At 71.1% G+C, this 23,808-nt stretch carries 22 protein-coding genes, 2 pseudogenes and 1 riboswitch; of the genes and pseudogenes, 2 read left to right on the forward strand and 22 right to left on the reverse strand.

Annotated features, from left to right (window positions below):
* Positions 1–42 precede the first annotated feature (42 nt).
* Positions 43–1,158 carry an LOG family protein gene (locus SPRI_RS10935; RefSeq protein WP_053556886.1) on the forward strand — a complete coding sequence of 372 codons (1,116 nt, stop codon included), beginning with the start codon at positions 43–45 and terminating at the stop codon, positions 1,156–1,158.
* Here SPRI_RS10935 and SPRI_RS10940 read toward each other — a convergent pair.
* The 11 genes from SPRI_RS10940 to rpsB form a co-directional block, all read right to left on the reverse strand.
* The gene (locus SPRI_RS10940; RefSeq protein WP_182327821.1) at positions 1,152–2,189 is read right to left on the reverse strand and encodes an ABC transporter ATP-binding protein; all 1,038 of its coding nucleotides are present in this window, start codon (positions 2,187–2,189) and stop codon (positions 1,152–1,154) included. The two genes, SPRI_RS10935 and SPRI_RS10940, sit on opposite strands and share 7 nt — an antisense overlap.
* On the reverse strand, positions 2,189–3,805 hold the full coding sequence (locus tag SPRI_RS10945) for an ABC transporter permease (RefSeq protein WP_037773651.1): 1,617 nt from the start codon (positions 3,803–3,805) through the stop codon (positions 2,189–2,191). The genes SPRI_RS10940 and SPRI_RS10945 overlap by 1 nt, the downstream gene beginning before the upstream one ends.
* 38 nt (positions 3,806–3,843) lie before the next feature.
* Entirely contained in the window at positions 3,844–4,944 is a 1,101-nt protein-coding gene (locus tag SPRI_RS10950) for a thiamine ABC transporter substrate-binding protein (protein WP_005311323.1), read from the reverse strand.
* Positions 4,940–5,061, reverse strand: a riboswitch (TPP riboswitch). (Overlaps the previous gene by 5 nt.)
* A gap of 62 nt (positions 5,062–5,123) precedes the next feature.
* On the reverse strand, positions 5,124–6,230 hold the full coding sequence (gene rlmN, locus SPRI_RS10955; protein ID WP_005311324.1) for a 23S rRNA (adenine(2503)-C(2))-methyltransferase RlmN: 1,107 nt from the start codon (positions 6,228–6,230) through the stop codon (positions 5,124–5,126).
* Between the two features lie 196 nt (positions 6,231–6,426).
* Entirely contained in the window at positions 6,427–6,999 is a 573-nt protein-coding gene (locus tag SPRI_RS10960) for a hypothetical protein (RefSeq protein WP_005311325.1), read from the reverse strand.
* Positions 7,000–7,044: 45 nt separating this feature from the next.
* The gene (locus tag SPRI_RS10965; RefSeq protein WP_005311326.1) at positions 7,045–7,599 is read right to left on the reverse strand and encodes a hypothetical protein; all 555 of its coding nucleotides are present in this window, start codon (positions 7,597–7,599) and stop codon (positions 7,045–7,047) included.
* Between the two features lie 290 nt (positions 7,600–7,889).
* Positions 7,890–9,038 carry a phosphatidate cytidylyltransferase gene (locus SPRI_RS10970; protein ID WP_005311327.1) on the reverse strand — a complete coding sequence of 383 codons (1,149 nt, stop codon included), beginning with the start codon at positions 9,036–9,038 and terminating at the stop codon, positions 7,890–7,892.
* Positions 9,038–9,595 carry a ribosome recycling factor gene (gene frr, locus SPRI_RS10975; protein ID WP_005311329.1) on the reverse strand — a complete coding sequence of 186 codons (558 nt, stop codon included), beginning with the start codon at positions 9,593–9,595 and terminating at the stop codon, positions 9,038–9,040. Before frr ends, SPRI_RS10970 begins: the two co-directional genes overlap by 1 nt.
* A 129-nt stretch (positions 9,596–9,724) precedes the next feature.
* The gene (pyrH, locus tag SPRI_RS10980; protein WP_037776247.1) at positions 9,725–10,489 is read right to left on the reverse strand and encodes a UMP kinase; all 765 of its coding nucleotides are present in this window, start codon (positions 10,487–10,489) and stop codon (positions 9,725–9,727) included.
* A 161-nt stretch (positions 10,490–10,650) separates the two neighbouring features.
* Positions 10,651–11,487, reverse strand: a complete 837-nt coding sequence (gene tsf, locus SPRI_RS10985) for a translation elongation factor Ts (protein WP_005311333.1) — start codon at positions 11,485–11,487, stop codon at positions 10,651–10,653.
* 104 nt (positions 11,488–11,591) lie between these two features.
* On the reverse strand, positions 11,592–12,497 hold the full coding sequence (gene rpsB, locus SPRI_RS10990; protein WP_005311335.1) for a 30S ribosomal protein S2: 906 nt from the start codon (positions 12,495–12,497) through the stop codon (positions 11,592–11,594).
* Between the two features lie 386 nt (positions 12,498–12,883).
* On the opposite strand from rpsB, the pseudogene SPRI_RS39265 reads away from it, so the two are divergent.
* Positions 12,884–13,462, forward strand: a pseudogene (locus SPRI_RS39265) (peptidoglycan DD-metalloendopeptidase family protein); the annotation flags it as partial.
* A gap of 951 nt (positions 13,463–14,413) precedes the next feature.
* On the opposite strand, the gene SPRI_RS10995 reads toward SPRI_RS39265, so the two are convergent.
* The 11 genes and pseudogenes from SPRI_RS10995 to lepB (SPRI_RS11045) all read right to left on the reverse strand — a co-directional run bounded on the left by SPRI_RS10995 (position 14,414) and on the right by lepB (SPRI_RS11045) (position 23,779).
* On the reverse strand, positions 14,414–14,971 hold the full coding sequence (locus SPRI_RS10995) for a TetR/AcrR family transcriptional regulator (RefSeq protein WP_005311340.1): 558 nt from the start codon (positions 14,969–14,971) through the stop codon (positions 14,414–14,416).
* A gap of 62 nt (positions 14,972–15,033) precedes the next feature.
* Entirely contained in the window at positions 15,034–15,870 is an 837-nt protein-coding gene (whiG, locus tag SPRI_RS11000; RefSeq protein WP_005311342.1) for an RNA polymerase sigma factor WhiG, read from the reverse strand.
* Positions 15,871–16,146: 276 nt separating this feature from the next.
* Positions 16,147–17,328 carry a DNA-processing protein DprA gene (gene dprA, locus SPRI_RS11005; RefSeq protein ID WP_005311345.1) on the reverse strand — a complete coding sequence of 394 codons (1,182 nt, stop codon included), beginning with the start codon at positions 17,326–17,328 and terminating at the stop codon, positions 16,147–16,149.
* A complete protein-coding gene (locus SPRI_RS11010) occupies positions 17,325–18,950 on the reverse strand; it encodes a YifB family Mg chelatase-like AAA ATPase (RefSeq protein ID WP_053556887.1) in 1,626 nt (541 codons plus the stop codon). The genes dprA and SPRI_RS11010 overlap by 4 nt, the downstream gene beginning before the upstream one ends.
* Complete coding sequence (locus SPRI_RS11015; protein ID WP_005311349.1) at positions 18,950–19,312, reverse strand: YraN family protein; 363 nt, start codon at positions 19,310–19,312, stop codon at positions 18,950–18,952. Before SPRI_RS11015 ends, SPRI_RS11010 begins: the two co-directional genes overlap by 1 nt.
* A 116-nt stretch (positions 19,313–19,428) precedes the next feature.
* On the reverse strand, positions 19,429–19,737 hold the full coding sequence (locus SPRI_RS11020) for a DUF2469 domain-containing protein (RefSeq protein WP_005311352.1): 309 nt from the start codon (positions 19,735–19,737) through the stop codon (positions 19,429–19,431).
* A 29-nt stretch (positions 19,738–19,766) separates the two neighbouring features.
* Entirely contained in the window at positions 19,767–20,303 is a 537-nt protein-coding gene (locus tag SPRI_RS11025) for an NUDIX hydrolase (protein WP_005311353.1), read from the reverse strand.
* On the reverse strand, positions 20,293–21,039 hold the full coding sequence (gene lepB / locus SPRI_RS11030; protein ID WP_005311354.1) for a signal peptidase I: 747 nt from the start codon (positions 21,037–21,039) through the stop codon (positions 20,293–20,295). Before lepB (SPRI_RS11030) ends, SPRI_RS11025 begins: the two co-directional genes overlap by 11 nt.
* Positions 21,040–21,109: 70 nt before the next feature.
* Complete coding sequence (lepB, locus tag SPRI_RS11035; protein ID WP_374987859.1) at positions 21,110–21,949, reverse strand: signal peptidase I; 840 nt, start codon at positions 21,947–21,949, stop codon at positions 21,110–21,112.
* 13 nt (positions 21,950–21,962) lie between these two features.
* A pseudogene (lepB, locus tag SPRI_RS11040) lies at positions 21,963–22,998 on the reverse strand (signal peptidase I).
* Positions 22,991–23,779: a signal peptidase I gene (gene lepB / locus SPRI_RS11045; RefSeq protein ID WP_005311357.1), complete on the reverse strand. Its 789-nt coding sequence runs from the start codon at positions 23,777–23,779 to the stop codon at positions 22,991–22,993. The pseudogene lepB (SPRI_RS11040) and the gene lepB (SPRI_RS11045) overlap by 8 nt, the downstream one beginning before the upstream one ends.
* Positions 23,780–23,808: the final 29 nt, after the last annotated feature.

The following is a 23,808-nucleotide window of genomic DNA, read 5'->3' on the forward strand; positions in this document are numbered from 1 at the left end:
GGCGGGCTGGGGAGCTGGGCCCGGCCCGCCTATCGTGGGCGCATGACGACGGCCACCCCGCACGACCGCGAGATCGAGTCCCTGGAAGAGTTCGACGGCGCGGTCGCCCGCGGCTCGCTCGCCGGGCACCGCGTCCAGTCCGTGGACCTCACCGGGCGGACCGCCGAACTCCTCCGTACCGACACGGCCTCCGCCGTGTTCCTCGGCTGCCCCATGGAGCCCGACGCCGCCGCCAAGGTCCGCGCGGACGGCGCCCTCGTCTTCCCGCCGGTGCCCGATCTGCCCTTCGACCCGTACGGCGGCCGGCTCTACAGCCCCGACGACCTGTTCCAGGGCCTCGAGGACGGCGGTTACGAGTCGACGCCCGACGCCCTCGCCTACGCGTGGTTCCAGGGGACGAAGGCCGACGGCGACATCTTCGCCTCGATGCTCCGCGCCGTCCACGACGACTCGATCTCCGACGCCCTGGACGAACGCCTCGCCGGCGAGCGGGTCGTGGGCGTGATGGGCGGCCACGCGATGGGCCGCGGCACCGACGCGTACGCCGGCGCCGCGCTGCTGGGTCGCGAGCTCGCCCGTGCCGGATTCACGGTCGCCACCGGCGGCGGGCCGGGCGCGATGGAGGCCGCCAACCTGGGCGCGTACGCGGCACCGCACCCCGACGGGATGCTGGACGACGCGCTGCTGCTGCTCGCCAAGGCCCCGTCGTTCCTGCCGTCCGTCTCCGACTGGGCGCAGGCCGCGTTCGAGGTACGTCACCGCTGGCCGCGGGGCGGCGACTCCGTCGGCATCCCGACCTGGTTCTACGGCCACGAGCCGCCGAACGCCTTCGCCGGGCACATCGCCAAGTACTTCGCCAACGCGACCCGCGAGGACGGCCTGCTGGCCAGTTCGAACACGGGTGTCATCTTCCTGCCGGGCGCCGCAGGGACACTCCAGGAGATCTTCGACAACGCCACGCCGAACTACTACGAGTCGCGCGGCGGACCGACCCCGATGGTGCTCGTCGACCGTCACCACTGGACGGACCATCTGCCCGCGTGGCCGCTGCTGCGATCACTCGCGCGCGGCCGGTCGATGGAGTCGCGGATCGCCCTCGTCGACTCGGTCGAGGAGGCACCGGGCGCCCTGCGACGGCTGCTGGCGGACGCTCACTGAGGGGCGTCCGGTCCGAGCACCACCACCTCGTCGGCGGCGAACACCACGCCCACCGCGGTGCCCAGGGCCGGGGCCTTCCCGAGGGAGCACTCCGCCTCCAGCGGGGGCCCCTCCTCCGGGCGCAGCCGCACGGCGACATGGCTCCCGCGGAAGGTGCGGGACTCGACCGTGCACCGCAGGCCCTCCGAGGGGTCGGTGAGCCGCACACCGTCGGGTCGTACGAGCACCGTCCGCGCCCCTTGGGGGGACCCGTCCGGCACCGGCACCTTCCCCCACTCGGTGTGCGCGGCGGTGCCCTCGACGGTCGCCGCCATGACGTTGTCGAAACCGAGGAAGCGGGCCACGAACGCGGACGCGGGCCGCTGCCAGACCTCCAGCGGGGTCCCTGCCTGCGCGATCCTGCCCTCCCGCATGACGACGACGCGGTCGGCCAGCGCGAAGGCTTCGCCCTGGTCGTGGGTGACGGCGAGCGCCGTCGTGCCCAGCCGCCCGAAGAGGTCGCGCAGTTCGACGACGAGCCGCTCCCGAAGACCACGGTCCAGCTGGCCGAGCGGCTCGTCGAGCATCAGCAGTCTCGGCTCCGGCGCCAGCGCCCTGGCGAGGGCGACACGCTGCTGCTCGCCGCCGGACAGGGCGGCGACGGACCTCCGCCGGGCACCCGGCAGGCCGACCAGCTGTAGCAACTCCTCGGTCCGGCGGACCTGTTCCCCGCGATCGGCACCGTGCATCCGCAGGCCGAAGGCGACGTTGCCGCCGACGTCCCGCTGCGGGAACAGCTGATGGTCCTGGAACATCAGCCCCACCCCGCGCCGGTGCACCGGTACGCGCGCCTGGTCGGCGCCGCCGAGCAGCACCCGCCCCGCGTCGGCACCCTGGAGCCCGGCGACCACGCGCAGCAGCGTCGACTTGCCGCTGCCGCTCGGTCCGAGAAGGCACACGATCTCGTGCTCGGCGACGTGGAGGTCCACCGCGTCCAGAGCGGTGCGCGGACCGAACCGTACGGTCACGCCCGCCAGTTCCAGCAACGCCATCAGAACTCCTCGGAGGTGGACCGGTCACGGACGCGTTCGAGCAGCAGCAGCGCCACCGCGCACACCACCATCAAGATGGTGCTCAGCGCCATCGCCTGCCCGTAGTTGAGCTCCCCGGGCCGTCCCAGCAGCCGTGCGACGGCCACGGGCAGCGTCGGATTGTCGGGCCGGGCGATGAAGACGGTCGCGCCGAACTCACCGAGGGAGACGGCGAACGCGAACCCGGCGGCCATCGCGAGCGCCCGGCGCACCAGCGGCAGATCGACCTCCCGCCACGCCCTCAGCGGTGACGCGCCGAGGACGGCCGCCGCCTCCCGCAGGCGTTCGTCGACGGCGCGCAGCACGGGCAGCATCGTGCGGACGACGAAGGGCACACCGACCAGCGCCTGGGCGAGCGGCACCAGGATCCAGGAGGCCCGCAGGTCCAGCGGCGGTTCGTCGAGCGTGATGAGGAAGCCGAAGCCGACGGTCACGGCGGAGACACCGAGCGGCAGCATGAGCAGGGCGTCGAAGCCCCGGACCAGCCTGCCCGCACGGCGGGTGAGGGCGGCCGCGGCGAGGCCGCCGACGACGACCGAGATGGCGGTCGCCGCCAGGGCGTAGCGCAGCGAGTTCCACACGGCGTCGATCGGCGGCACGAGGAACACGCCGCCGGACGGGTCCACGGTGCCCAGTTTCCGGTAGTAGCCGAATCCGTAACCGGCCGGGGTGTCGAAGGAGCGCTCGACCAGCACCGCGAGCGGCACCAGGAGCAGCACCACCACCGTGGTGAGGACGCCGCCGAGCAGCAGCCACTGAACAGCGCCGTGCGGCCGTCGCGCGGTGCGCGCCGGGTCGACGAGCCGCAGCGCGCTCTCCCGCCGCCGCACCGTCCAGGCATGCACGGCCAGCACCGCACCGACCGCCAGGAACTGCACCAGCGTCAGCACGGCCGCCGTCGGCAGGTCGAGGAACTCGGCGGTCTGCCGGTAGATCTCCACCTCGAGGGTGGAGAAGGCGGGGCCGCCGAGGATCTGCACGACACCGAAGGAGGTGAAGGTGAAGAGGAAGACCATGAGGGCGGCCGCGGCGACCGAGGGCACCAGCGCGGGCAGCGTCACCCGGCGCCAGGCGGCCAGGCGCCCCGCGCCCAGCACCCGTGCGGCCTCCTCCTGACGGGGGTCGAGCTGCTGCCACAGGCCGCCGACGGTGCGTACGACGACGGCGTAGTTGAAGAAGACGTGCGCGAGGAGGATGGCCCACACCGTGGTGTCCAGCCGGATCCCCCACAGCTCGTCGAGGAGTCCGCCGCGCCCCAGCAGCGCGAGGAACGCCGTACCGACGACGACGGTCGGCAGCACGAACGGCACGGTGACCACCGCGCGCAGCAGCCGCTTCCCGGGAAAATCGAGCCGGGCGAACACGTACGCGCCGGGCAGCGCGATCAGCAGGGTCAGTGCCGTGGACGCCAGGGCCTGCCAGGTGGTGAACCAGAGCACGTCGCGGATGTCCGGCCGGCCCAGCACCTCGCCGAACCGGCCGAACTGCCAGACTCCGTCGGCGTGGAGGCCGCGTCCGACGATCGCGGCGACGGGGTAGGCGAAGAAGACGGCGAAGAACGCGACAGGGCCGGCCATCAGGGCCAGCCGAGCCGCGTTCCCGCGCAGGGACGTCCTTACTTCACGACGAGCGAGGACCACGACCGGACCCACTGCTCACGGTTCTTCGCGATGGTGTCCGCGGCGACGGTCTCGGGCTTCTCGACCACCGCACCGTGCTTGGTGAAGAGCTCCGGCAGCTTCGCGTCCTCGACCACCGGGTTGACGAACATGTTCAGCGGCATGTCCTCCTGGAACTTCTTGCTGATCAGGAAGTCCAGCAGCGCCTTGCCGCCCGCCTCGTTCTTCGCACCCGTCAGCAGGCCCGCGAACTCGATCTGGCGGAAGCAGGTGCCGGTGGCGACACCGGTGGGCGCCTGGGCGGGCTGCGGCTCGGAGTACAGGACCTCGACCGGCGGGCTGGAGGCGTACGAGACGACGAGCGGGCGGTCGGCCCCCGCCTTCTTGCCGCCGGCGGAGCCGGAGAACTCCTCGTTGTACGCCTGCTCCCAGCCGTCGACGACCTTGACGCCGTTGTCCTTGAGCTTGTTCCAGTAGCCCTGCCAGCCCGACTCGCCGTACTCGCCGATGGTGCCGAGGAGGAAGCCGAGGCCGGGCGAGGACGTCGCGGCGTTCTCGACGACCAGCATGTTCTTGTACTCGGGCTTCGCCAGGTCGGCGAAGGTCCGCGGCGGCGCGAGCTTCTTGTCGGCGAAGAACTTCTTGTCGTAGTTGACGCAGATGTCGCCGGTGTCGACGGGCGTCACGCGGTGCTTGCCGGCGTCGAGCTGGACCTCCTGCGCGACCTGGTCGAGGCCCTTGGCCTCGTACGGCGTGAAGAGGTCGTTGTCGAGCGCGCGGGACAGCAGGGTGTTGTCCACGCCGAAGAAGACGTCGCCCTGCGGGGAGCCCTTGGTCAGGATCTCCTTGTTGAGCGCGGTGCCCGCGTCGCCGCTCTTGAGCACCTTGACCGTGTAGCCGGTCCGCGCGGTGAACTCCTTCAGCACGGCGTCGGACGCCGCAAAGGAGTCATGGCTGACGAGCGTCACGGTCTTCGGGCCGCTCGCCCCGCCGGACGGGTCCTTGTCCTTGGACTCCCCGCCGCACGCCGCGAGGACGCAGACGCCGACGGCGCCGACGAGTGCCGTGCGGACGGCACGCCGAAGCTGGCTGTTCATGATGCTGCTGACTCCCTACGCCGGTATGACCCGGATCAGGTCCGAGGGTCTGCGGCCCGTGGCCGTGAAGGCCTCGCCGCACTCTCAGCGCTGTGGTGCGCTCCCCTGTCGGAATGTTTTGTTGTTCATTTGTGCGAACGCACAGGGCACAGTATCAGCCATGGCCGACGGCCCTTCGGTCACCGCTCCTGCGCCGCCAGCTGCCCGCAGGCGCCGTCGATCTCCTGACCGCGGGTGTCCCGGACCGTGACCGGCACACCGTGCGCGGCGATGGCCTCCACGAACGCCTTCTCGTCCTCGGGACGCGAGGCGGTCCACTTCGAGCCGGGCGTCGGGTTGAGCGGGATGAGGTTCACATGGACCCTCTTGCCCTTCAGCAGCCGGCCGAGGAGGTCGCCGCGCCAGGCCTGGTCGTTGATGTCGCGGATCAGCGCGTACTCGATCGAGATCCGGCGGCCCGACTTCTCCGCGTACTCCCAGGCGGCGTCGAGGACCTCGCGGACCTTCCAGCGGGTGTTGACCGGGACCAGGGTGTCGCGCAGCTCGTCGTCGGGGGCGTGCAGCGACACGGCGAGACGGCACTTGAAGCCCTCGTCCGCGAACCGGAGCATCGCCGGGACCAGGCCGACGGTCGAGACCGTGATCCCGCGCTGCGAGAGCCCCAGACCGTCCGGCTCGGGGTCGGTGAGACGGCGGATCGCCCCGACCACCCTCTTGTAGTTCGCGAGCGGCTCGCCCATGCCCATGAAGACGATGTTGGACAGCCGGGCCGGCCCTCCGGGCACCTCGCCGTCGCGCAGGGCCCGCATGCCGTCGACGATCTGGTGCACGATCTCGGCGGTCGACAGGTTCCGGTCGAGGCCGGCCTGACCGGTGGCGCAGAAGGGACAGTTCATCCCGCATCCGGCCTGCGACGAGATGCACATCGTGACCCGGTCCGGGTAGCGCATCAGCACCGACTCGACCAGCGTGCCGTCGTGCAGGCGCCACAGCGTCTTACGGGTGGTGTCGTCGTCGCACGAGATGTGCCGCACCACGGACATCAGGTCCGGCAGCAGCTCGGTGGCGAGCTTCTCCCGTGCGGCCGCCGGGATGTCGGTCCACTGGGCGGGGTCGTGCGCGTACCGCGCGAAGTAGTGCTGGGACAGCTGCTTGGCGCGGAACGGCTTCTCGCCGATCGAGGCGACGGCGTCCTTGCGCTCGGCGGGCGTGAGGTCGGCAAGGTGCCGCGGCGGCTTCTTGGCTCCGCGGGGCGCGACGAATGTGAGTTCTCCGGGCTTGGGCATGGTGCATCCAGTGTCGCAGACGCCGGCGCATGGCCCGCTGCCCCGCGGGGAGGGTGATCGTCGGGCCCGGGAGCCGGGCATCCGGCGCCGTGGGGCCGCCGTCCCCTCCGTGCCGGCATCGCCGCGCCGCCGCCCAGGACTGCCGAGGGCGGCTCGTCCTGGGCGGTCAACAGCCGCATGCCGCGGCTACGGCGGTTCAGCTCGACAGCAGGCGGTTGAAGAACGACCGGTACTTGCGCAAGGCCATGCGCAGGTCCTCCGTGTCGGCCTCGTCACCCTGGCTCCACTGCCCTTCCAGGTCCTGCTTGTGCTGGGAGAACGTGCTGGCGAGGGTCTGCATGACATCCGCCACCAGACCGTCGGCCTCGTGGACGGCCTCACGCGGGTCGTCGACGAACCGGTTCTGGATCTCCTGCCAGCGCGTCCGGAATCCTTCCTCGTCCTCTGAAGTCAGCAGCTGCGGAACTTCCTCTCGTGCGGACGCGTCCGGCGCGGGTTCCGTCTCCTCGGAGACGGCCGAAGCTCCCGTCGGCGAGACGTCGGCCTCCGGTGTCGCTCCGGGCGCCGTCGGCGCCGCGTCGGCCTCCGGCGTCACCTCAGGGGCCGTCGACGTCGACGCGTCGGCCTCCGGCCTCACTTCAGCGGTTCCACCGGGGAATTCAGGGGACTGCGCCTCGGGCCCGCGGCCCGTGTCCCTCTCCAGCGGGGCGGCGATGTCGTCCGTCGACAGTCCGCTCTCCGCCGGCCGTGGTGTGTGTTCGCGTTCCATCTCTCATCCGTCCTCGTGGTCGAAGAGTTCTGGTACATGAGGCGCTCATGTGTGGGCCTGACGAGGCCCGCCGTCCGAGAGCAGTTCGTCGAACAACGCGCGGTAGTGCACCATCGCCCCACGCAGCTGTTCGGTGTTCGCCCTGTGCTGCAGGCTGCGCTCATTGACGTCGTGGGCGGCGCGGTAGTGCTCCACGGTCCTGCCGTGCTCCACGGACAGGTCCTGCAGCTTCTGCGCGAGGTTGTCCGTGGGATAGCCGCGTTCCCGCATGAGCGACGCCACCAGCAGGTCCGCCTCGTGCACGGCCTCCTCCGGGTGGTCCACGAAGTCGCCTTGGACCTTCTGCCAGTCCTGGGCATAGCGGTCACGGACGCCGGACGACAGCGGCTTGATGTCCAGGGCGTCATGCCGCTTCTCCCGGGCGCTCAGCTCGCGGTCGGCAGCGCCCCTGCTGCCGGTGTCCTCGACGGTCCTCTCGTACTCAGGGCCGAACCGCGCCTGGAGACGGCGCCGGCGCACGGTGTACCAGCCCAGCGCGGCCAGCACGGCGACCACTGCGACGACCGGGAGGATGATCGCGAGAAGGGTGCCTGTAGACATCCGCTCACCCCCTGGCAATACCTGTTTCCGTACCAACCAGAAAATCCCCTGAAGAGATACACATAAACGGATAAAACGTCTCGGTTATGAACCTGTTCCCGGCTGTTCTCGGCACCGAGGCAGTTCGCCACGGCGCCGCCGACGACCCGACGCACCCGGCAGCCACCGCCCCACCCGGCGACCACGTGAACCGGCCCGCCGGGCCCGGGCCTTGGGCCGCCGGGGCGCGAGAAAAGGCGGAGGGCTCGCTGCCCGGTGGACAGCGAGCCCTCACGGACGAGAAGACAGGGTCAGCCCGATCCCACGAAGAGCACCAGCAGCAGCCAGACCACCGGTGCCGTGGGCAGCAGGGAGTCCAGCCGGTCCATGATGCCGCCGTGTCCGGGAAGCAGCGTGCCCATGTCCTTGATGCCGAGGTCCCGCTTGATCATCGACTCGCCGAGGTCGCCCAGCGTGGCACTGACGGCGACCGCGAGGCCGATCAGCAGACCCTGCCACCAGGTGCCGCCGTCGATGAGGAACTGCATGCACAGCGCCCCCGCGGCCATCGCGAACGACACCGCGCCGAGGAGCCCTTCGCGGGTCTTGCCGGGGCTGATGCGCGGCGCGAGCTTGTGCTTGCCGAAGCGCCAGCCGACCGCGTACGCGCCGGTGTCGCTGACCACCGTGAGCAGCAGGAAGGTGATCACCCGCTCCGGACCGTCGTCCGCCGTCAGCATCAGCGCGACGAAGGTCGCCAGGAAGGGGACGTAGAAGGCGGCGAACACGCCGGCCGTGACGTCCCGCAGATAGCCTTCCGGCCGCTCCGTCATCCGCCACACGAGGACCGCGAGCGCCGTGAGCGCCATCGCCACCCATGCGCCCTCCGCCCCGCGGACGTAGCCGGCGACGACCATCGCCGCGCCGCCCACCGCGAGGGGGACGAGGGGAGCCTTGATCTGCTTGCGTTCCTCGAGCCGGGAGGTCAGCTCCCACAGGCCGACGACCACGGCGACGGCGATCACGCCGACGAAGACGGCCTTGACCAGGAACAGAGAGACCACGATCACCGCGCCGAGCCCGACCCCGACCCCTATCGCCGCGCGAAGGTCCCGGCCCGCCCGCTTCTTCTGCGGGGGTCCGGGCCGGGCGGAGGGCTGCGGAGTGGGGTCGCCCGACGGCGGCGGGGTGGGCATGGGCTCCTGCGGCATCTCGTCGCGGAACAGGGGGCCGCCCGGCCGAGCGGCCCCCTGGTCACGGTCCTCGCGGTGTTCGCCGCCGCTGTGGTCCTCGGCGTCTCTACCTGCGTCGGGAAAATCCGGCACGACGGGCATGGGACGCGTGTGCTGCGCGTCGCGCCCTTCGTATGCGGGACCCGCCGGGAGGGGCCCCTGGTCGGGCGGCGGCCATGCTCCGGCGTATCCGGCGCCGTGCGGGGCCCCCCAGGAAGAGTCGTTCATCAGACCTCGAGCAGCTCGGCTTCCTTGTGCTTGAGCAGCTCGTCCACCTGCGCGACGTACTTCGCGGTGGTGTCGTCGAGCTCCTTCTCCGCGCGGCGGCCCTCGTCCTCGCCGACCTCGCCGTCCTTGATCAGCTTGTCGATCGTCTCCTTGGCCTTGCGGCGCACGGAGCGGATCGAGATCTTGGCGTCCTCCGCCTTGGTCTTGGCGACCTTGATGTACTCCTTGCGGCGGTCCTGGGTGAGCTCCGGGAACACCACACGGATGATGTTGCCGTCGTTGCTCGGGTTGACGCCCAGGTCGGAGTCGCGGATCGCCTGCTCGATGTTGCGCAGAGCGGTCTTGTCGAACGGCGTGACGACGGCCATCCGCGGCTCGGGAACCGAGAACGAGGCCAGCTGGTTGATCGGGGTCAGTGCACCGTAGTAGTCCGCCACGATCTTGTTGAACATCGCCGGGTGCGCACGTCCGGTGCGGATCGCGGCGAAGTCATCCTTGGCGACCAGGACGGCCTTCTCCATCTTCTCCTCGGCCTCGAGGAGGGTCTCTTCGATCACCACTTGCTCCTGCGTGTCTTGAGGTTGGCCCGGCTCGTACCACTGGGCCGGCGGGACCTGCGTCGCGTATTGCCTGCACGGTGTCCGACCGGCAGGACTTTGTCCATCCCTCGAGGGAGCGCCCCGGGATCAGGCTCGGGTGCCCCGGTCGCTCACGAGCGTGCCGATCTTCTCACCCTTGACGGCCCGGGCGATATTGCCCTCGGCGAGGAGCTCGAAGACGAGGATCGGCAGGGCGTTGTCACGGCAGAGCGTGATCGCCGTGGCGTCGGCGACCTTGAGGTTGCGCGACAGCACCTCGCCGTACTCGAGCGCGTCGAACTTGACCGCGTCCGCATTGGTCTTGGGGTCGGAGTCGTAGACACCGTCGACACCGTTCTTGCCCATGAGCAGCGCTTCCGCGTCGATCTCGAGGGCCCGCTGGGCGGCGGTGGTGTCGGTGGAGAAGTAGGGCATGCCCATACCGGCGCCGAAGATGACGACGCGGCCCTTCTCCAGGTGGCGCACGGCGCGCAGCGGGATGTACGGCTCGGCGACCTGGCCCATCGTGATGGCGGTCTGGACACGCGAGTCGATGCCTTCCTTCTCCAGGAAGTCCTGGAGGGCGAGGCAGTTCATGACGGTGCCGAGCATGCCCATGTAGTCCGAGCGGGCCCGGTCCATGCCGCGCTGCTGGAGCTCGGCCCCGCGGAAGAAGTTGCCTCCGCCGATGACGACCGCGATCTCTGCCCCGTCGCGTACGACCGCGGCGATCTCGCGGGCGATTGCGTGTACGACGTCGGGGTCGACGCCCAGACCCCCTCCTCCGGCGAAGGCCTCGCCGGACAGCTTCAGCATGAAGCGTCCGGACTTCTTGCCGTGGTTGTCGTCGCTTTGTGCGGCGCCCTGATTCATGGAGATCTCCTCGTGCACATGCGAAGAAGGCCATTGCCAGTGGGTCCTTGCGGTTTCCCGTACGGCAATGGCCTCCTCGTCAGATCTGCGATCGTCCGGCGCGAACACCGACGACGACTGCTTCAGACCCTACCGGGGTCCGGTGTCCGTAGCGTACGGACTCAGATGCCGACCTTGATGCGCGTGAAGCGCTTCAGGGCGACGCCGGCCTCGTCCAGAATCTGCTGGACGGACTTCTTGTTGTCGAGCGCGTACGGCTGGCCGAGGAGGGTTGCCTCCTTGAAGAAGCCGTTGACGCGACCCTCGACGATCTTCGGGAGCGCGGCCTCGGGCTTGCCCTCGGCGCGGGTGGTCTCCTCGGCGACGCGGCGCTCGGCCTCGACGACCTCGGCCGGGACGTCCTCGCGGGAGAGGTACTTCGGCGCGAAGGCGGCGATGTGCTGGGCGACGCCCTTGGCGAGCTCGGCGTTCGCCTTGTCCAGCTCGACCAGGACACCGATCTGCGGGGGCAGGTCGGGCATGGTGCGGTGCATGTAGGCGGCGACGTACGCGCCGGAGAACTGCGCGAAGCGGTCCAGGACGATCTTCTCGCCGAGGTTGGCGTTGGCCTCGTCGACGTACGCCTGGACGGTCTTGCCGGGCTCGATCTCGGAGGCGAGCAGCGCCTCGAGGTCGGCCGGGGAGGTCTTGGCGACGTGCGCGGCGAGCGCACCGGCGACGACCTGGAACTTGTCACCCTTGGCGACGAAGTCCGTCTCGCACTTCAGCTCGACGAGGACACCGGAGGTGTTGTCGTCGGCGATGAGGGAGACGACGGCACCGTTCTCGGCGGAACGGCCCTCGCGCTTGGCGACGCCCTTCTGGCCCTTGATGCGCAGGGCCTCGACGGCCTTGTCGACGTTGCCTTCGGCCTCGTCCAGCGCCTTCTTGCAGTCCATCATGCCGGCGCCGGTGAGCTCGCGGAGCTTCTTGACGTCAGCGGCGGTGTAGTTCGCCATGTCCTTGAATCTCTCTCGAAAGTCGAAAGTCGAAGATCTACGGGTGATCGGCGGGGCGGTGCCCATTGGCACCGTCCCCGCCGTCAACAACCGAACCTGTGAGGTCAGGCCTGCTCGGCGTCCGCCGGCTTCTCCGCCTCGGCGGCCGGAGCCTCCGCAGCGTCGGCAGCCGGAGCCTCGTCAGCGGCCTCGGCCGGCTTGGCCTCGGCAGCGTCCTCGGAGTCGGCCTTCTTCTCGCCCTCGAGGAGGTCCCGCTCCCACTCGGCGAGCGGCTCGCCGGCGGCCTTCTCGCCCGGCTTGGAGTCGCCGGTGGCGACGCCGGAGCGGGCGATGAGGCCCTCGGCGACGGCGTCGGCGATCACGCGGGTGAGCAGGGTGACGGAGCGGATCGCGTCGTCGTTGCCCGGGATCTTGTAGTCGACCTCGTCGGGGTCGCAGTTGGTGTCGAGGATCGCGACGACCGGGATGTGGAGCTTGCGCGCCTCACCGACGGCGATGTGCTCCTTCTTGGTGTCGACGATCCAGACGGCGCTGGGCACCTTCTGCATCTCGCGGATACCACCAAGGGTCTTCTCCAGCTTGGCCTTCTCACGCGAGAGGACCAGGAGCTCCTTCTTGGTGAGGCCGGAGGCGGCCACGTCCTCGAAGTCGATCTGCTCGAGCTCCTTGAGGCGCTGCAGACGCTTGTAGACGGTGGAGAAGTTGGTGAGCATGCCACCCAGCCAGCGCTGGTTGACGTACGGCATGCCGACGCGCGTCGCCTGCTCGGCGATGGCCTCCTGGGCCTGCTTCTTGGTGCCGACGAACATGATGGAGCCGCCGTGCGCGACGGTCTCCTTGACGAACTCGTAGGCGCGGTCGATGTACGACAGCGACTGGAGCAGGTCGATGATGTAGATGCCGTTGCGCTCCGTGAAGATGAATCGCTTCATCTTCGGGTTCCAACGACGGGTCTGGTGACCGAAGTGGACGCCGCTCTCCAGCAGCTCCCGCATCGTGACGACGGCCATGGCCGTATCTCCTTGTGTTCTCGGTTATGTCCTGACGCCCCGACGCGCCGTGCCACAAGGGACCGAGGAGCGCGGCCACCGACCGCTGAGGGTGTGGTGGCGGGGCGTGCGAAGTCGACCCGGTGACCCGGATCGCCAGAAGAAGTGTACGGGACCGTGGACGCACCGGGTGACGGCGCTGTCCACAACGGACGGGTTGTCCACAGATCCGGACCATGATCAGCGGGGCTGACCGTGATCCGGGCACGGTTCCGCCCATGAACTGTGCGTCTTCCGCGTCCGCGATCTGCCGGGCCTTCGCCGTGCCGGTGCTCGTCGCGCTGACCCTGATGGGCGGCCCGGCGGCGGGCGGCTGGCCGGGCCCGGCAGGTGACAGGCCGGCGGCCATGGCGAGGGCCGTGCCGGCGACGGCCTCCGAGCTTCGAGCAGGCAGCGGGCCTCCGCCGCCTGAGCGCGACCCCGTGGTCGTCAGGGTCGGTGCGGCGGGCACCGCTGGGCTGACGTCGGTCGCGCGGGAAGCCTCGCCGCGCGGCACTCCGGCGGCACCTGTCGTCCGCGGTGACGGCGTCACCGCCGGCCTCGGGCACAGGCACGCGGCGCCGGACCGGGCAGCGGACCCGGCGGCGGGGCCGGCGGCGGGGCCGGACGCACAGGCGCCACGGAGCTGGCCGGTCGGTGCGCCCCGGCCCCTGGTGGTCCGGGGCTGGGAGCCGCCCTCCTCCCCCTACGGCCCGGGGCACCGCGGGGTGGACCTCGCCGCGACGGCCGGCACGCCCGTGCGGGCCGCGGCGTCCGGCACGGTCTCCTTCGCCGGATCCGTCGCCGGCCGGGGCGTCCTCACCATCACTCTCACCGGTACGGGTGACCCCCCGTTGCGTACGACCTACGAACCGGTCCGCCCGCTGGTCGAGGAAGGCGCTGCCGTGACGGCGGGGCAGGTCGTGGCGTCCGTCGAGCCGGGGGCCTCCCATTGCCGAGGCTGTCTGCACTGGGGGCTGCGCCGCGGCACGGAGTACCTGGACCCACTGACCCTGCTGCCGCCGTCGCTGCTGCGCCGCGGCCCGTCGCGCCTGCTCCCGGTGTTCGGCGTTCCCGCCCCCCGGACCACGGCCACGCCGCTCTCACCGGCGGCCACCGCGGGTCCGGGGGACCTGCTCCACGCGGCCCTCCTCCTGGCCACGGGCACGGCGGCCCACCACACCCTGCGCAGGCGACCGGGAAGCGTCGATCCGGCAGGGCCGGTCCACCGACGACGCCGGGGCCCGGTGCCGCTGTTGCGCACGCGCCCTACGCAGGCGATCCCGCAGGAGAGGCCCGGCGGCGCAGGTCCACCGCGGCGCTGGAGGCGGGTGGCGCTGCAGCGCACGCAGCCCTGCGGAAGCACCCCGCAGCATCGATCCGGCAGGGGAAGCCCCAACAGCGCCGGGCGGTGCCGGGGCCCGGCGCCGCTGTTGCGCACGCGCCCTACACAGGTGATCCCGCAGGAGAGGCCCGGCGGCGCAGGTCCAACGCGGCGCTGGAGGCGGGTGGCGCCATGGCGCACGCGCCCTACGGAAGCACCCCCGCAGCATCGATCCGGCAGGGGAAGCCCCAACAGCGCCGGTCCAACGACGGTGCCGCTGACCGGAGACGCGGTGACGCACCGCGCCCTGCGCCGGCAGCCCTGCAGGGCCGGTCCGGCGCGGTCCCACTGGCCGATGACGCTGCGACACACCACCCGCCCCGCGCAACCGGTCCCGCAGGGCCGGCGATGCCGGTCCCGGAGGGCGGCGCGACCCCGACAGCGTCGGCCCGGCACCGAGGAGGCGGCGGGATCCAGACAGGCGGTCCCGCGGTCGACCCGGCACACCGTCAGGCGGGCCCGGCACACCGAAACGCGGCGCTCGGCAGACGGCCCCCGACGCGCCGGCGGGCGCTCAGCCCCGCACGCCTCGCAGCACCATCGCGACGGCCGCCTCCGCGATGGCGTCGGGCTCCTCGGCCGCGCCGAGTTCGATGCGGCGGACCGCCGCGTCGACGACGCCCTGAAGCAGCATCGCGGTCAGCCGGGGCCGCTCCTGGCCCAGCTCGGCGAGGGCCTCGACGATCATGGCGATCAGCGCACCGTGCGCGGCACGGATCTTCTCCCGGGCCCCGGCCTCGAGCTCGCTCGCCGAGATGGCGACGACGGCCCGGTGCCGCCGGTCCCCGACCAGCTCGAGCTGCCTGCGCACATACGCCTCGACCTTGCCCTCCGGGGTGTCCGCCCTGCCCATCGCGGTCTCCACCTCGGCCGCCCAGACGGGGAAGTCCACCGCGCAGAGCTCCTCGACGACCGCGGCACGCGAGCGGAAGTACTCGTAGACGGAGGACCTCGCCAAGCCGGTGCGCTCGGCGAGGGCGGGGAAGGTCAGCGCCTCCGTACCGCCTTCGGACAGGAGGGAACGCGCGGCGTCCAGCAGGGCGCCTCGCTGCATCGTCCGGTGCTCGGCCACGGAGGCCGCTCGAATCCTGGGCACGCCTCCACTTTACGGACCTCACCCGGCCGATCCCAGGGTCACCGCCCGACGTCGGCCAGCTTCGCCCGCAGCTGCAGCACCGACTTGGTGTGGATCTGGCTGACTCTGCTCTCCGTGACGCCGAGGACATTCCCGATCTCGGCCAGCGTGAGCCCCTCGTAGTAGTAGAGCGTGACGACGGTCTTCTCGCGGTCCGGCAGGGTGTTGATGGCCCGCGCGAGGAGTCTGCGCAGCTCTCGGCCCTCGGCCACCTCGACCGGGTTGTCCGCGGCGGTGTCCTCGAGTGTGTCCATGAGGCTGAGGCGCTCGCCGCCCTCGCCTCCGACGTGCAGCAACTCCTCCAGCGCCACCACGTTCGCCAGTGACAACTGGCTGAAAACCGAGTGCAGTTCGTCGACCGTGATACCCATCTCCGCGGCGACCTCGGACTCCGAAGGCGTGCGCCGCAGCTGCGCCTCGAGCGTCGCGTACGCACGCTCCACGGCCCGGGCCTTCTGCCGCACCGACCTGGGGATCCAGTCCAGCGCGCGCAGTTCGTCGATCATCGCGCCGCGGATCCGGGTGATGGCGTACGTCTCGAACTTGATCGACCGCTCGATGTCGAACTTCTCGATGGCGTCGATCAGCCCGAAGACCCCGGAGGAGACGAAGTCGGCCTGCTCGACGTTGGACGGCAGGCCGACGCTCACCCGGCCCGCGACGTATTTGACCAGCGGCGAGTAGTGAAGGATCAGCTGTTCCCGCAGCCTGCCGTCACCCGTGGCCTTGTACGACCGCCACAACTCCTCGAGAGACGAGGGTGCGGCGGGCCGCACGGTGCCACGGGCAGCGGGTGGCGCTGCCGCGCGGTCAGACCCGGAGGTGTGCTGGGGCATGCGTTGCCTTGAGCCGTTCTGCTGTGAAGGGAGCCGGAGGCCGCCTGGGCCGGGAACCCGGTGAGCGTAGCGTGACTGCACGGTTGCGGTGGGCGAAGGTCGGGCTTACGAACCGGGGCGGGTATTCGCCCTCGTCCACACCTTCGAACCCGGGCGGGTATCCGCTCTCGTCCACACCTTCGAACCGGGGCCGATGCCCAGCGCACCGGCCCCTCCGGTCCCGCCGACTGGACTGCAGAGGTCATCGGCTTCACCCTTTCACCCGAATGCCCGAGGTCAAGTAACGCCTCGCCGCGCGTTCGAACCATGACGGCGTCGGCGCGTCAACTTCCATCCGTCTTCGTCCCGTTCCACGAATCCGAGTGAATGAAGTTCGTACAGCTTGCCGCGGGCCTCGTCCACCGTCGTTCCGCCTTCGCGGGCGACTTGATGCACGGCGCACGCACCCCGCGCGGGCAGCGCTTCGAGCACCCGCCTGCCGAGCGGGTCCAACAGGTCCCTGGGCACCACGGGGCCGCTGTGCGCCGGCGCCAGTTCCCCTATCCGGCCGACCAGTTCGACGACTTCCGCCGCGTCGGTGACCAGCACGCTCTCGCCGCGCAGCAGTTCGTGGACGCCTGCCGACAGCCCGCTGGTGACCGGTCCGGGGACTCCTATCGTGTGACGGCCGAGCCGCTGGGCGCTCCGCGCGGTGACCAGCGAGCCGCTGCGGTACTCGGCCTCCACGACGACGGTGCCCCTCGTCAGCGCGGCGATGACGCGGTTGCGCTGGACGAACCTGCTCGGGGTCGGATGGCCGCCCGGCGGCAACTCGCCGATGACGAGCCCCTGTTCGACGATGCGTCCGATCAATTCGCCGTGACCGCGGGGGTAGGCGACATCGACGCCGCAGGCGAGGACGGCCACCGTGGCACCGCCGGCGGCCAGCGCTCCGCGGTGTGCCGAGCCGTCCACGCCGAAGGCCGCCCCCGACACCACGACCCAGCCGCGCTCCGCGAGTCCGGCCCCGAGACCGGTGGCCATGTGCGCCCCGTACGAGGTGCAGGCCCGCGCGCCGACCACCGCGACCGAGCGCAGCGCCCATTTCCGCAGGTCGGGTCTGCCCCGCACCCATAGTCCGACAGGTGAGGCGTCCCGGAGGTCGTCGAGCTGGCTCGGCCACTCGGCATCGCCCGGGACGACGAACCGGCCGCCGACCGCGTGCACGGCGTCCAGGTCGCGCTCCGGCCGCACCCCCACGGCCCGGTCCCGCAGTCCCCGTACCCGGTCCTTGGAAACGCCCGTGAGGGCGCCGGCGGCGCAGTCCTCCGATGTCAGCAGGGTCAGCAGTCCCTCGGCGCCGAACTCGCGGAGCCACCGTCCACCGTGCTCGTCACCCGGTTCGAGGATGCGCGTCAACGCGGCGCGCGCCATCCGCTCCCGGTCGTCGGCCGCGCGTTCCGGTGTCCGCGGTGTCATGGCCGGCCCCCGATCCCCGCGACGGCCCCCGCCGGCACACCCCTCGCGATCCCGGTCCGCAGCTCCAGGGCCAGCGCGACGTCGGGCGCCTCCGGCCGGTCCCGGCCCGCCAGGTCCGCGATGGTCCAGGCGACTCTCAGCACCCGGTCCAGGCCGCGCGCCGTGAGCAGACCACGGTCCACGTCCCGCTCGGCGGCGGCCAGCGCCCCGGGGGAGACGGTCCAGCGGGTCCGCAGTTCGTGGCCGGGGACCTCACTGTTGACCGACCACGGCGTGCCGTCCAGACGGGCCGCCGCGCGGGCCCTGGCCTCGCGCACCCGGTCTGCCACCACCGCTGTGGAGTCTCCGCGGCGGCCCTGGTCGAGCAGGTCGGACCGGCTCACCGGCTCGACCTCGATGCGCAGGTCGACACGGTCCAGCAGCGGGCCGGACAGCCGGGCCTGGTACCGCCGGATCGCCGAGGCGGGACAGTCGCATCCGGCACCGTGCAGGGTGTGCCGGCCGCAGGGGCACGGGTTGGCGGCCAGCATCATCAGGAATCTGGCCGGCAGCCGCACCACTCCCCCGCTCCTCGCCACGACGACATGGCCCGACTCCAGGGGCTGCCGCAGGGCGTCCAGCGCCTTGCCGGAGAACTCCGGAGCCTCGTCGAGGAAGAGCAGGCCCCGGTGTGCGAGGGAGACGGCGCCGGGCTTGGGCAGACCGTTCCCGCCGCCGACCAGCGACTGCATGGTCGCCGAATGGTGCGGTGCGCAGTACGGCGGCGTCCGCACCAGCGGCTGGCCCGGCGGCAGGAGGCCCGCCACCGAGTGCACCGCCGTGACTTCGAGCGATTCCCGCCGGGTCAGCGGCGGCAGCACACCGGGCAGCCTCTCGGCCAGCATGGTCTTCCCCGCGCCCGGTGGCCCCGAGAGCAGCAGATGGTGTCCGCCGGCCGCCGCGACCTCCAGTCCGGTGCGTGCCGTGTGCTGACCCGCGACATCGGCCAGGTCCGGCCCGCCTGCCGGGTCCGCGGCCAAGCCCGTGCCGATGCCCGCGCCCGGCACCATCAGTCCGGCCAGCATGGGGTCGGGCCTGCCCTCCTCGACGGGCTCCTCGTCGGGCACCGGCTCGTCGGCGAGCACGGCGATCAGCTGTCGCAGGCTGCGCACGCCGAGGACCGAGATCCCCGGTACGAGTGATGCCTCACCGGCTGTCTGCTCGGGTACGACGACCTGTTCGTATCCGGCCTCCGCCGCGGCGAGCACCGCCGGGAGGACTCCGCGCACCGGTCTGACCCGGCCGTCGAGCCCCAGCTCACCGATGAGCACGAGGTCGGCGATCTGCCGGGGGTCGATCCGCTCGGCGGCACCGAGCACGGCGACGGCCACGGCGAGATCGAAGCCGCTGCCGCCCTTCGGCACCGATGCCGGGCTGAGCCCCACGGTGAGCTTCTTCTGCGGCCACTCGGCCCCCGAGTTCACCACGGCCGCCCGCACGCGGTCCCGGCTCTCCACCAGACTCTTGTCCGGGAGCCCGACGAGCGTGAACGCGGCGACGCCCGGCTCCAGATCCGCCTGGACCTCGACCACCACGCCCTCGACACCCACCAGAGCCACCGAACACGCGCGTGCGAATCCCATCAGGCCACCCCGCGGGCGTGCTCGACGATCGCAGCGCCGCGCCTGGGAAGCAGCACGCCGACGAGGTCGATGCGCACGCCGCCCGGCGGTGCGCCGCCGTGCCGCTCCAGCCAGCACTCGGCGAGCCGGCGCAGCCGGACGGCCTTGACCGGTGTGATCGCGGCCATCGGATGCTCGTACCCGCCGACCCTGCGGGTCTTGACCTCACAGACGACGACCGTGTCGCCGTCGCGGGCGACGATGTCGATCTCCCCGGCCCGCCCGCAGCGCCAGTTCCTTGCCAGCAGCCGCATGCCCGACCTGGTCAGCAGCCTCGCCGCCAGGTCCTCTCCGTACCGTCCCAGTGCCCCCGTCGCGTTCATTTCGGCACCACCTCCGGCACCGACTCTGACGCGTGGGACCTCTCAATGTGGATCTTGGTCGAAAGCTGTGGACAACGCGCCAGGTGTGGAGAACCGCGTCACCCGCGGGAGTGGCCTCAGCTGCCGGGAAGCTCGAGGTCGCTCTTGTTGAGCTCCTCGATGTTCACGTCCTTGAAGGTGAGCACCCGGACCTGCTTGACGAAGCGGGCCGGCCGGTACATGTCCCACACCCAGGCGTCCGCCATCGAGACCTCGAAGAAGACCTCGCCCTGCACCGAGTGCACCTGCATCTCGTAGTCGTTGGTGAGGTAGAAGCGACGCTCGGTCTCGATCACGTATTTGAACAGCCCGACGACGTCTCGGTACTCCCGGTAGAGCTTCAGCTCCATCTCGGTCTCGTACTTCTCGAGGTCCTCGGCGCTCATGGCATGTTCCCCTTCAGCCTTGCGTCCCCCTATTGTGCGCCAGCCGTACTGGGGTCCTGGACGGTTTCCGTGTCCAGAACCACCGGCGCACCCGGGGGTCCCTCGTCGAGCAGCGTGCGCAGCAGCTCGGCGAGCCTGGTCGGATACACCGTCTCACGCGCCGCCGACAGTTCGGCGGAGGTCCACCATCTGAGGCCCGCGACGCTCCGCTGCTCGAGCTCCGTCAGCCCGCCCGGGGCGGTCTCGGTCTGTGTCGTACGCGCCAGGAAATACCATTCGTCCTGGTCCCAGCGGCGGCCGTCGAACGGGAACGAGCACTGGCGCTGCCACAGGACCGGCCCCAGTTCCACGTCGGTGATCCCGGTCTCCTCGGCCAGCTCGCGCAGCGCCGCCTCTTCCCGCGTCTCGTCGCCCTCCAGACCGCCGCCCGGGGTGAACCACCAGTCGTCGGCCGGGTCCCCCGGCTCGTACCCGTGCATGAGCAGGATCCGGTCCTGCGGATCGAGCAGCACGACCCGGGAGACCTTGCGGAGCGGGGGCACGGCGCCCGGCCGGTCATGCGACACCGGAGACCTCCCTGTCGGCGCGCCGCCCGCGGCCGAGACGCCCCGCCACCGGCCCGTAGGCGGCCCCGCCGAAGATCAGTACGGCGCCGACGACAACCGCGCCGAGCATGAGTTTCACCGGTCCGGGCTGTGACACTCCGCCCGGCAGGGCCGCGAACCCTTCCGGCCGCTCGATCAGTCCGCCGTCGAGGGGCCACGCCACGGCGTCCACCCGGGCGGATACGGCGGAACGCGGGACCGAGCCGTGGCCGGGGTCCTGGAGATGGGACCGCGAGTCGAGCGAACCCATCCGCTCGTCGCCGAGCAGGAACAGCTGCCCCTCGGGCACGCTCGCGGTGAACTTCTGCGACGCGGGCCCGTCGTCCTGGAGCAGATACGGTTCTTCGACGGCCTTGCCGTTCACGGTCAGCCGGCCGTTGTCGGCGCAGCAGGCGATCTCGTCACCGCCGACGCCCACCACACGCTTGATCATGGGCATGTCGCCCCACAGCTTGTCGCGGAAGACCACGACATCACCGCGGCGCACGTCCGCGCCGTCTATTCTCTCGGCCAGCACCCGGTCGCCCGCCTCCACGGTGGGCGCCATCGAAGCGGTCGGCACCGTGTACGGCTGGTAGACGAGGGCGCCCCAGACGAAGCCGCCGAGGAAGAGCACACAGCCGACGGCCACGGCCAGTCCCGACAGCGCGTTGCCGAGCCGGCCGCGGCCGTCGTCGTCACGTCCCGTTCCGCCCATCCCGGCGCTCCCCACCTCGGAGATACGACCCCCGGGACGTTCCCCGGGGATCGGCGATCTGGGCGGCACCCTACCCGGCGGTACGCCTGCCGGTCAGCCTCCTGCGCCACAGCACGACCGGCAGCGCACCGGCCACGCCGAGCGCCGCGGGCGCGGCGGCGGGCATCGCGGCGGCGGCCGCGTCGATCCCCGCCTGGTCGAAGGTGCCGGGCACGGGGAGGGTGGACCAGCGGTCCAGCGGCCAGGCGACCACCACGGCGCGTCCCACGACCTTGTCGACCGGGACGAACCCGCGGTTGACGTCTTCCATGTGGTAGCGGGAGTCCTGGGAGTTCTGGCGGTTGTCGCCCATCACCCAGATCTTGTCGTTCGGCACCTTGAACGGCCCGAACGGCATGTCGTCGCAGGCGCTGCTGCCCGGGTAGATGTAGTCGCGCTCGTCGAGGGCCTTGCCGTTGACCTTGACCGGGCCGCCCTTCTTGCACTCCACCGTGTCGCCGCCGACCGCGATCGTCCGCTTGATGAGGTCCTTCTCCTCGGCGGACGGCATCAGCCCGATGAAGCTGAGGAACTTCTGCACGGCGTTCGGCTCCGGGGTCGGCTCACCCTCGAGCCAGCCGCCCGGATCGTGGAAGACCACGACCTCGCCGCGCTCGGGCTCCGACCCGAACCACGGCGTGAGCTTGTCCACCAGGACACGGTCGCCGCGCTGGAGGGTGTTCATCATCGAGTCCGAGGGGATCGAGAACGCCTGCACCAGAAACGTCTTGATCAGCAGCGCCAGCAGGAGCGCGATACCGACCAGGAGCGGCAGTTCCTTCCAGAAGGACTTCTGCTTCTTCCGATCCGTACCGCTGCCCTCCGAGGAATCGCCGCCGTCGCCGGTCGCCGACGCCGAGTCGTCCGTCATGTCCGAGGGCGTCTCAGGAAGCCCGTTCCGCTCCTCGGGATCGTCGTGCCCGGACCGTGCGCCGACCGCCACGTCCCCCACATCCACTCCTCACGCCGTGCGAACCGCCTGTGCCACAGCAGGTACAGGCCCACCACTCCCATAACGAGCGGGAGTTCCGCAGGGGTCGGGAGCAGGACCATCTGGTTCCGGTCCTGGGAGGACACACTATTCGACGGTTGCCGTGCCGCCGTCGCCCCGGCGCGCCTGTCGGGCACGGACGCATAGGTCTCCGGCTCCTCCAGCCGCCGCCAGTGGTCCAGCGGCCAGGCGATCACCACGGCCTGCCCGACGACCTGCTCCTGAGCCACCGTGCCGCTGCCCTGCTCGTCGAGGTGGAAACGCGAGTCGGCCGAATCCGACCGGTGGTCCCCCATCACGAAGAACCGTCCCTCGGGCACCTGGACGTCGAACGTCATCGTCGAGGGCGCGTCGCCCGGGTTCAGATACGGTTCGTTCAGCGGCACGCCGTTGACGGTGACCCGGCCGTCCTTGTCGCAGCACTTCACGTTGTCGCCGCCGACGGCGACGACCCTCTTGATGAGGTCCCGCTCGTCGTCCGACGGAAGCAGCCCGATGAACGTCAGGGCCTGCTTGACCTGCTTGATCACGATCGGGTCGTCCTGCTTCGGCTTCTCCTCCGGCGGCAGCCAGCCACCGGGGTCCTTGAAGACGACCACGTCACCCCGCTGCGGCTTCGCGCCGAACCACGGGGTGAGCTTGTCCACCAGCACCCGGTCCTGGATCCTGATCGTCTGCTCCATCGAGCCGGACGGGATGACGAACGCCTGCACCAGGAACGTCTTCAGCACCAGGGCTATGAGCAGCGCCACCCCGATCAGGAGGGGTATCTCCTTCACCGCGGAGCGGCGGCGCTTGCGCCGGACCTTCTGCGCCAGCCGGCGCCGTTCCGCTCGTCCCGGCAGCGGCCTCGCGCCGTTCGTCGGCCGGGTCCCGGTCGGCAGCCGGGTGTCCGCCCGGTGGCTGGGGCTTCGCCCGCGGTTACCCATGGGCCCCGCCGGGAGGCGCGTCGGGCACGCCGGAGAACGCGCCGGTCGGTGCGATGCCCGACCAGCGGCCGACCGGCCAGCCGATCCAGTCCGCTCTGCCGACCACCATGCCGACCGGCACCATGCCGCCGCCGGGCTGCCCGAGATGGTCCCGGGAGTCGCGTGAATTGCTGCGGTGGTCGCCCATGACCCAGAGGGTCCCCTCGGGGACGACGATGTCGAAGGCGACCTCGGAGGGCCCGCCGTCGGGGTGCAGATATCTCTCGTCGACCGGCACGCCGTTCACCTCGACCCTGCCCCCCTTGTCGCAGCAGACAACCCGGTCACCGCCCACGCCCACCACCCGCTTGACGAAATCCGTCTCGGCGGGCTCGGCGAGTCCGAGTGCGGCGAGCCCCTCTCGTACTACGGAAGTGACCGGGTTTTCAGTCACTCCCTCCGGTACGAAAGAGCCCGTGCCGTCGAAGACGATCACGTCGCCGCGTCGGGGCTCCGCACCGAAACGGTACGCCAGCTTGTTCACCAGTACCCGGTCCCCGACCTGAAGGGTCGGCTCCATCGAGCTGCTGGGGATCTGGAAGGGCTGCACCACGAAATGGCTCAGCAGCAGCACGAAGACGGCGCAGGCGCCTCCGATCACTGCCGCGGTGCGCAGGGACCACGGCGAGCGGCTCGGCCGGTGCCCGCCGTGACGACGCGCGGAGCGCGACCCCTCTTCCTCGACCCCGTCCGCGGGGGTGGAAGAGCGGTCGCGCTCCGTGTGCTGTGCTTCGGTGTCCATCGAGGGCAGAGCCTATCCGGCCGCCCTGT

This window comes from Streptomyces pristinaespiralis, from assembly GCF_001278075.1.
Lineage (GTDB): Bacteria > Actinomycetota > Actinomycetes > Streptomycetales > Streptomycetaceae > Streptomyces > Streptomyces pristinaespiralis.

What these genes read in the sequence shown, in the direction of transcription:
- SPRI_RS10965 (WP_005311326.1), bottom strand. Translation starts at nt 7,599, where the DNA reads ATGTCTACAGGCACCCTTCTCGCGATCATCCTCCCGGTCGTCGCAGTG.
- SPRI_RS11020 (WP_005311352.1), bottom strand. Translation starts at nt 19,737, where the DNA reads ATGAGCGCCGAGGACCTCGAGAAGTACGAGACCGAGATGGAGCTGAAG.
- tsf (WP_005311333.1), bottom strand. Translation starts at nt 11,487, where the DNA reads ATGGCGAACTACACCGCCGCTGACGTCAAGAAGCTCCGCGAGCTCACC.
- lepB (WP_005311357.1), bottom strand. Translation starts at nt 23,779, where the DNA reads ATGGACACCGAAGCACAGCACACGGAGCGCGACCGCTCTTCCACCCCC.
- SPRI_RS11015 (WP_005311349.1), bottom strand. Translation starts at nt 19,312, where the DNA reads ATGAACGCGACGGGGGCACTGGGACGGTACGGAGAGGACCTGGCGGCG.
- SPRI_RS10970 (WP_005311327.1), bottom strand. Translation starts at nt 9,038, where the DNA reads ATGAACGACTCTTCCTGGGGGGCCCCGCACGGCGCCGGATACGCCGGA.
- whiG (WP_005311342.1), bottom strand. Translation starts at nt 15,870, where the DNA reads ATGCCCCAGCACACCTCCGGGTCTGACCGCGCGGCAGCGCCACCCGCT.
- SPRI_RS10960 (WP_005311325.1), bottom strand. Translation starts at nt 6,999, where the DNA reads ATGGAACGCGAACACACACCACGGCCGGCGGAGAGCGGACTGTCGACG.
- lepB (WP_005311354.1), bottom strand. Translation starts at nt 21,039, where the DNA reads ATGGGCGGAACGGGACGTGACGACGACGGCCGCGGCCGGCTCGGCAAC.
- pyrH (WP_037776247.1), bottom strand. Translation starts at nt 10,489, where the DNA reads ATGAATCAGGGCGCCGCACAAAGCGACGACAACCACGGCAAGAAGTCC.
- SPRI_RS10950 (WP_005311323.1), bottom strand. Translation starts at nt 4,944, where the DNA reads ATGAACAGCCAGCTTCGGCGTGCCGTCCGCACGGCACTCGTCGGCGCC.
- SPRI_RS11010 (WP_053556887.1), bottom strand. Translation starts at nt 18,950, where the DNA reads ATGGGATTCGCACGCGCGTGTTCGGTGGCTCTGGTGGGTGTCGAGGGC.
- rpsB (WP_005311335.1), bottom strand. Translation starts at nt 12,497, where the DNA reads ATGGCCGTCGTCACGATGCGGGAGCTGCTGGAGAGCGGCGTCCACTTC.
- rlmN (WP_005311324.1), bottom strand. Translation starts at nt 6,230, where the DNA reads ATGCCCAAGCCCGGAGAACTCACATTCGTCGCGCCCCGCGGAGCCAAG.
- SPRI_RS10945 (WP_037773651.1), bottom strand. Translation starts at nt 3,805, where the DNA reads ATGGCCGGCCCTGTCGCGTTCTTCGCCGTCTTCTTCGCCTACCCCGTC.
- SPRI_RS10940 (WP_182327821.1), bottom strand. Translation starts at nt 2,189, where the DNA reads ATGGCGTTGCTGGAACTGGCGGGCGTGACCGTACGGTTCGGTCCGCGC.
- lepB (WP_374987859.1), bottom strand. Translation starts at nt 21,949, where the DNA reads ATGACGGACGACTCGGCGTCGGCGACCGGCGACGGCGGCGATTCCTCG.
- SPRI_RS10935 (WP_053556886.1), top strand. Translation starts at nt 43, where the DNA reads ATGACGACGGCCACCCCGCACGACCGCGAGATCGAGTCCCTGGAAGAG.
- dprA (WP_005311345.1), bottom strand. Translation starts at nt 17,328, where the DNA reads ATGACACCGCGGACACCGGAACGCGCGGCCGACGACCGGGAGCGGATG.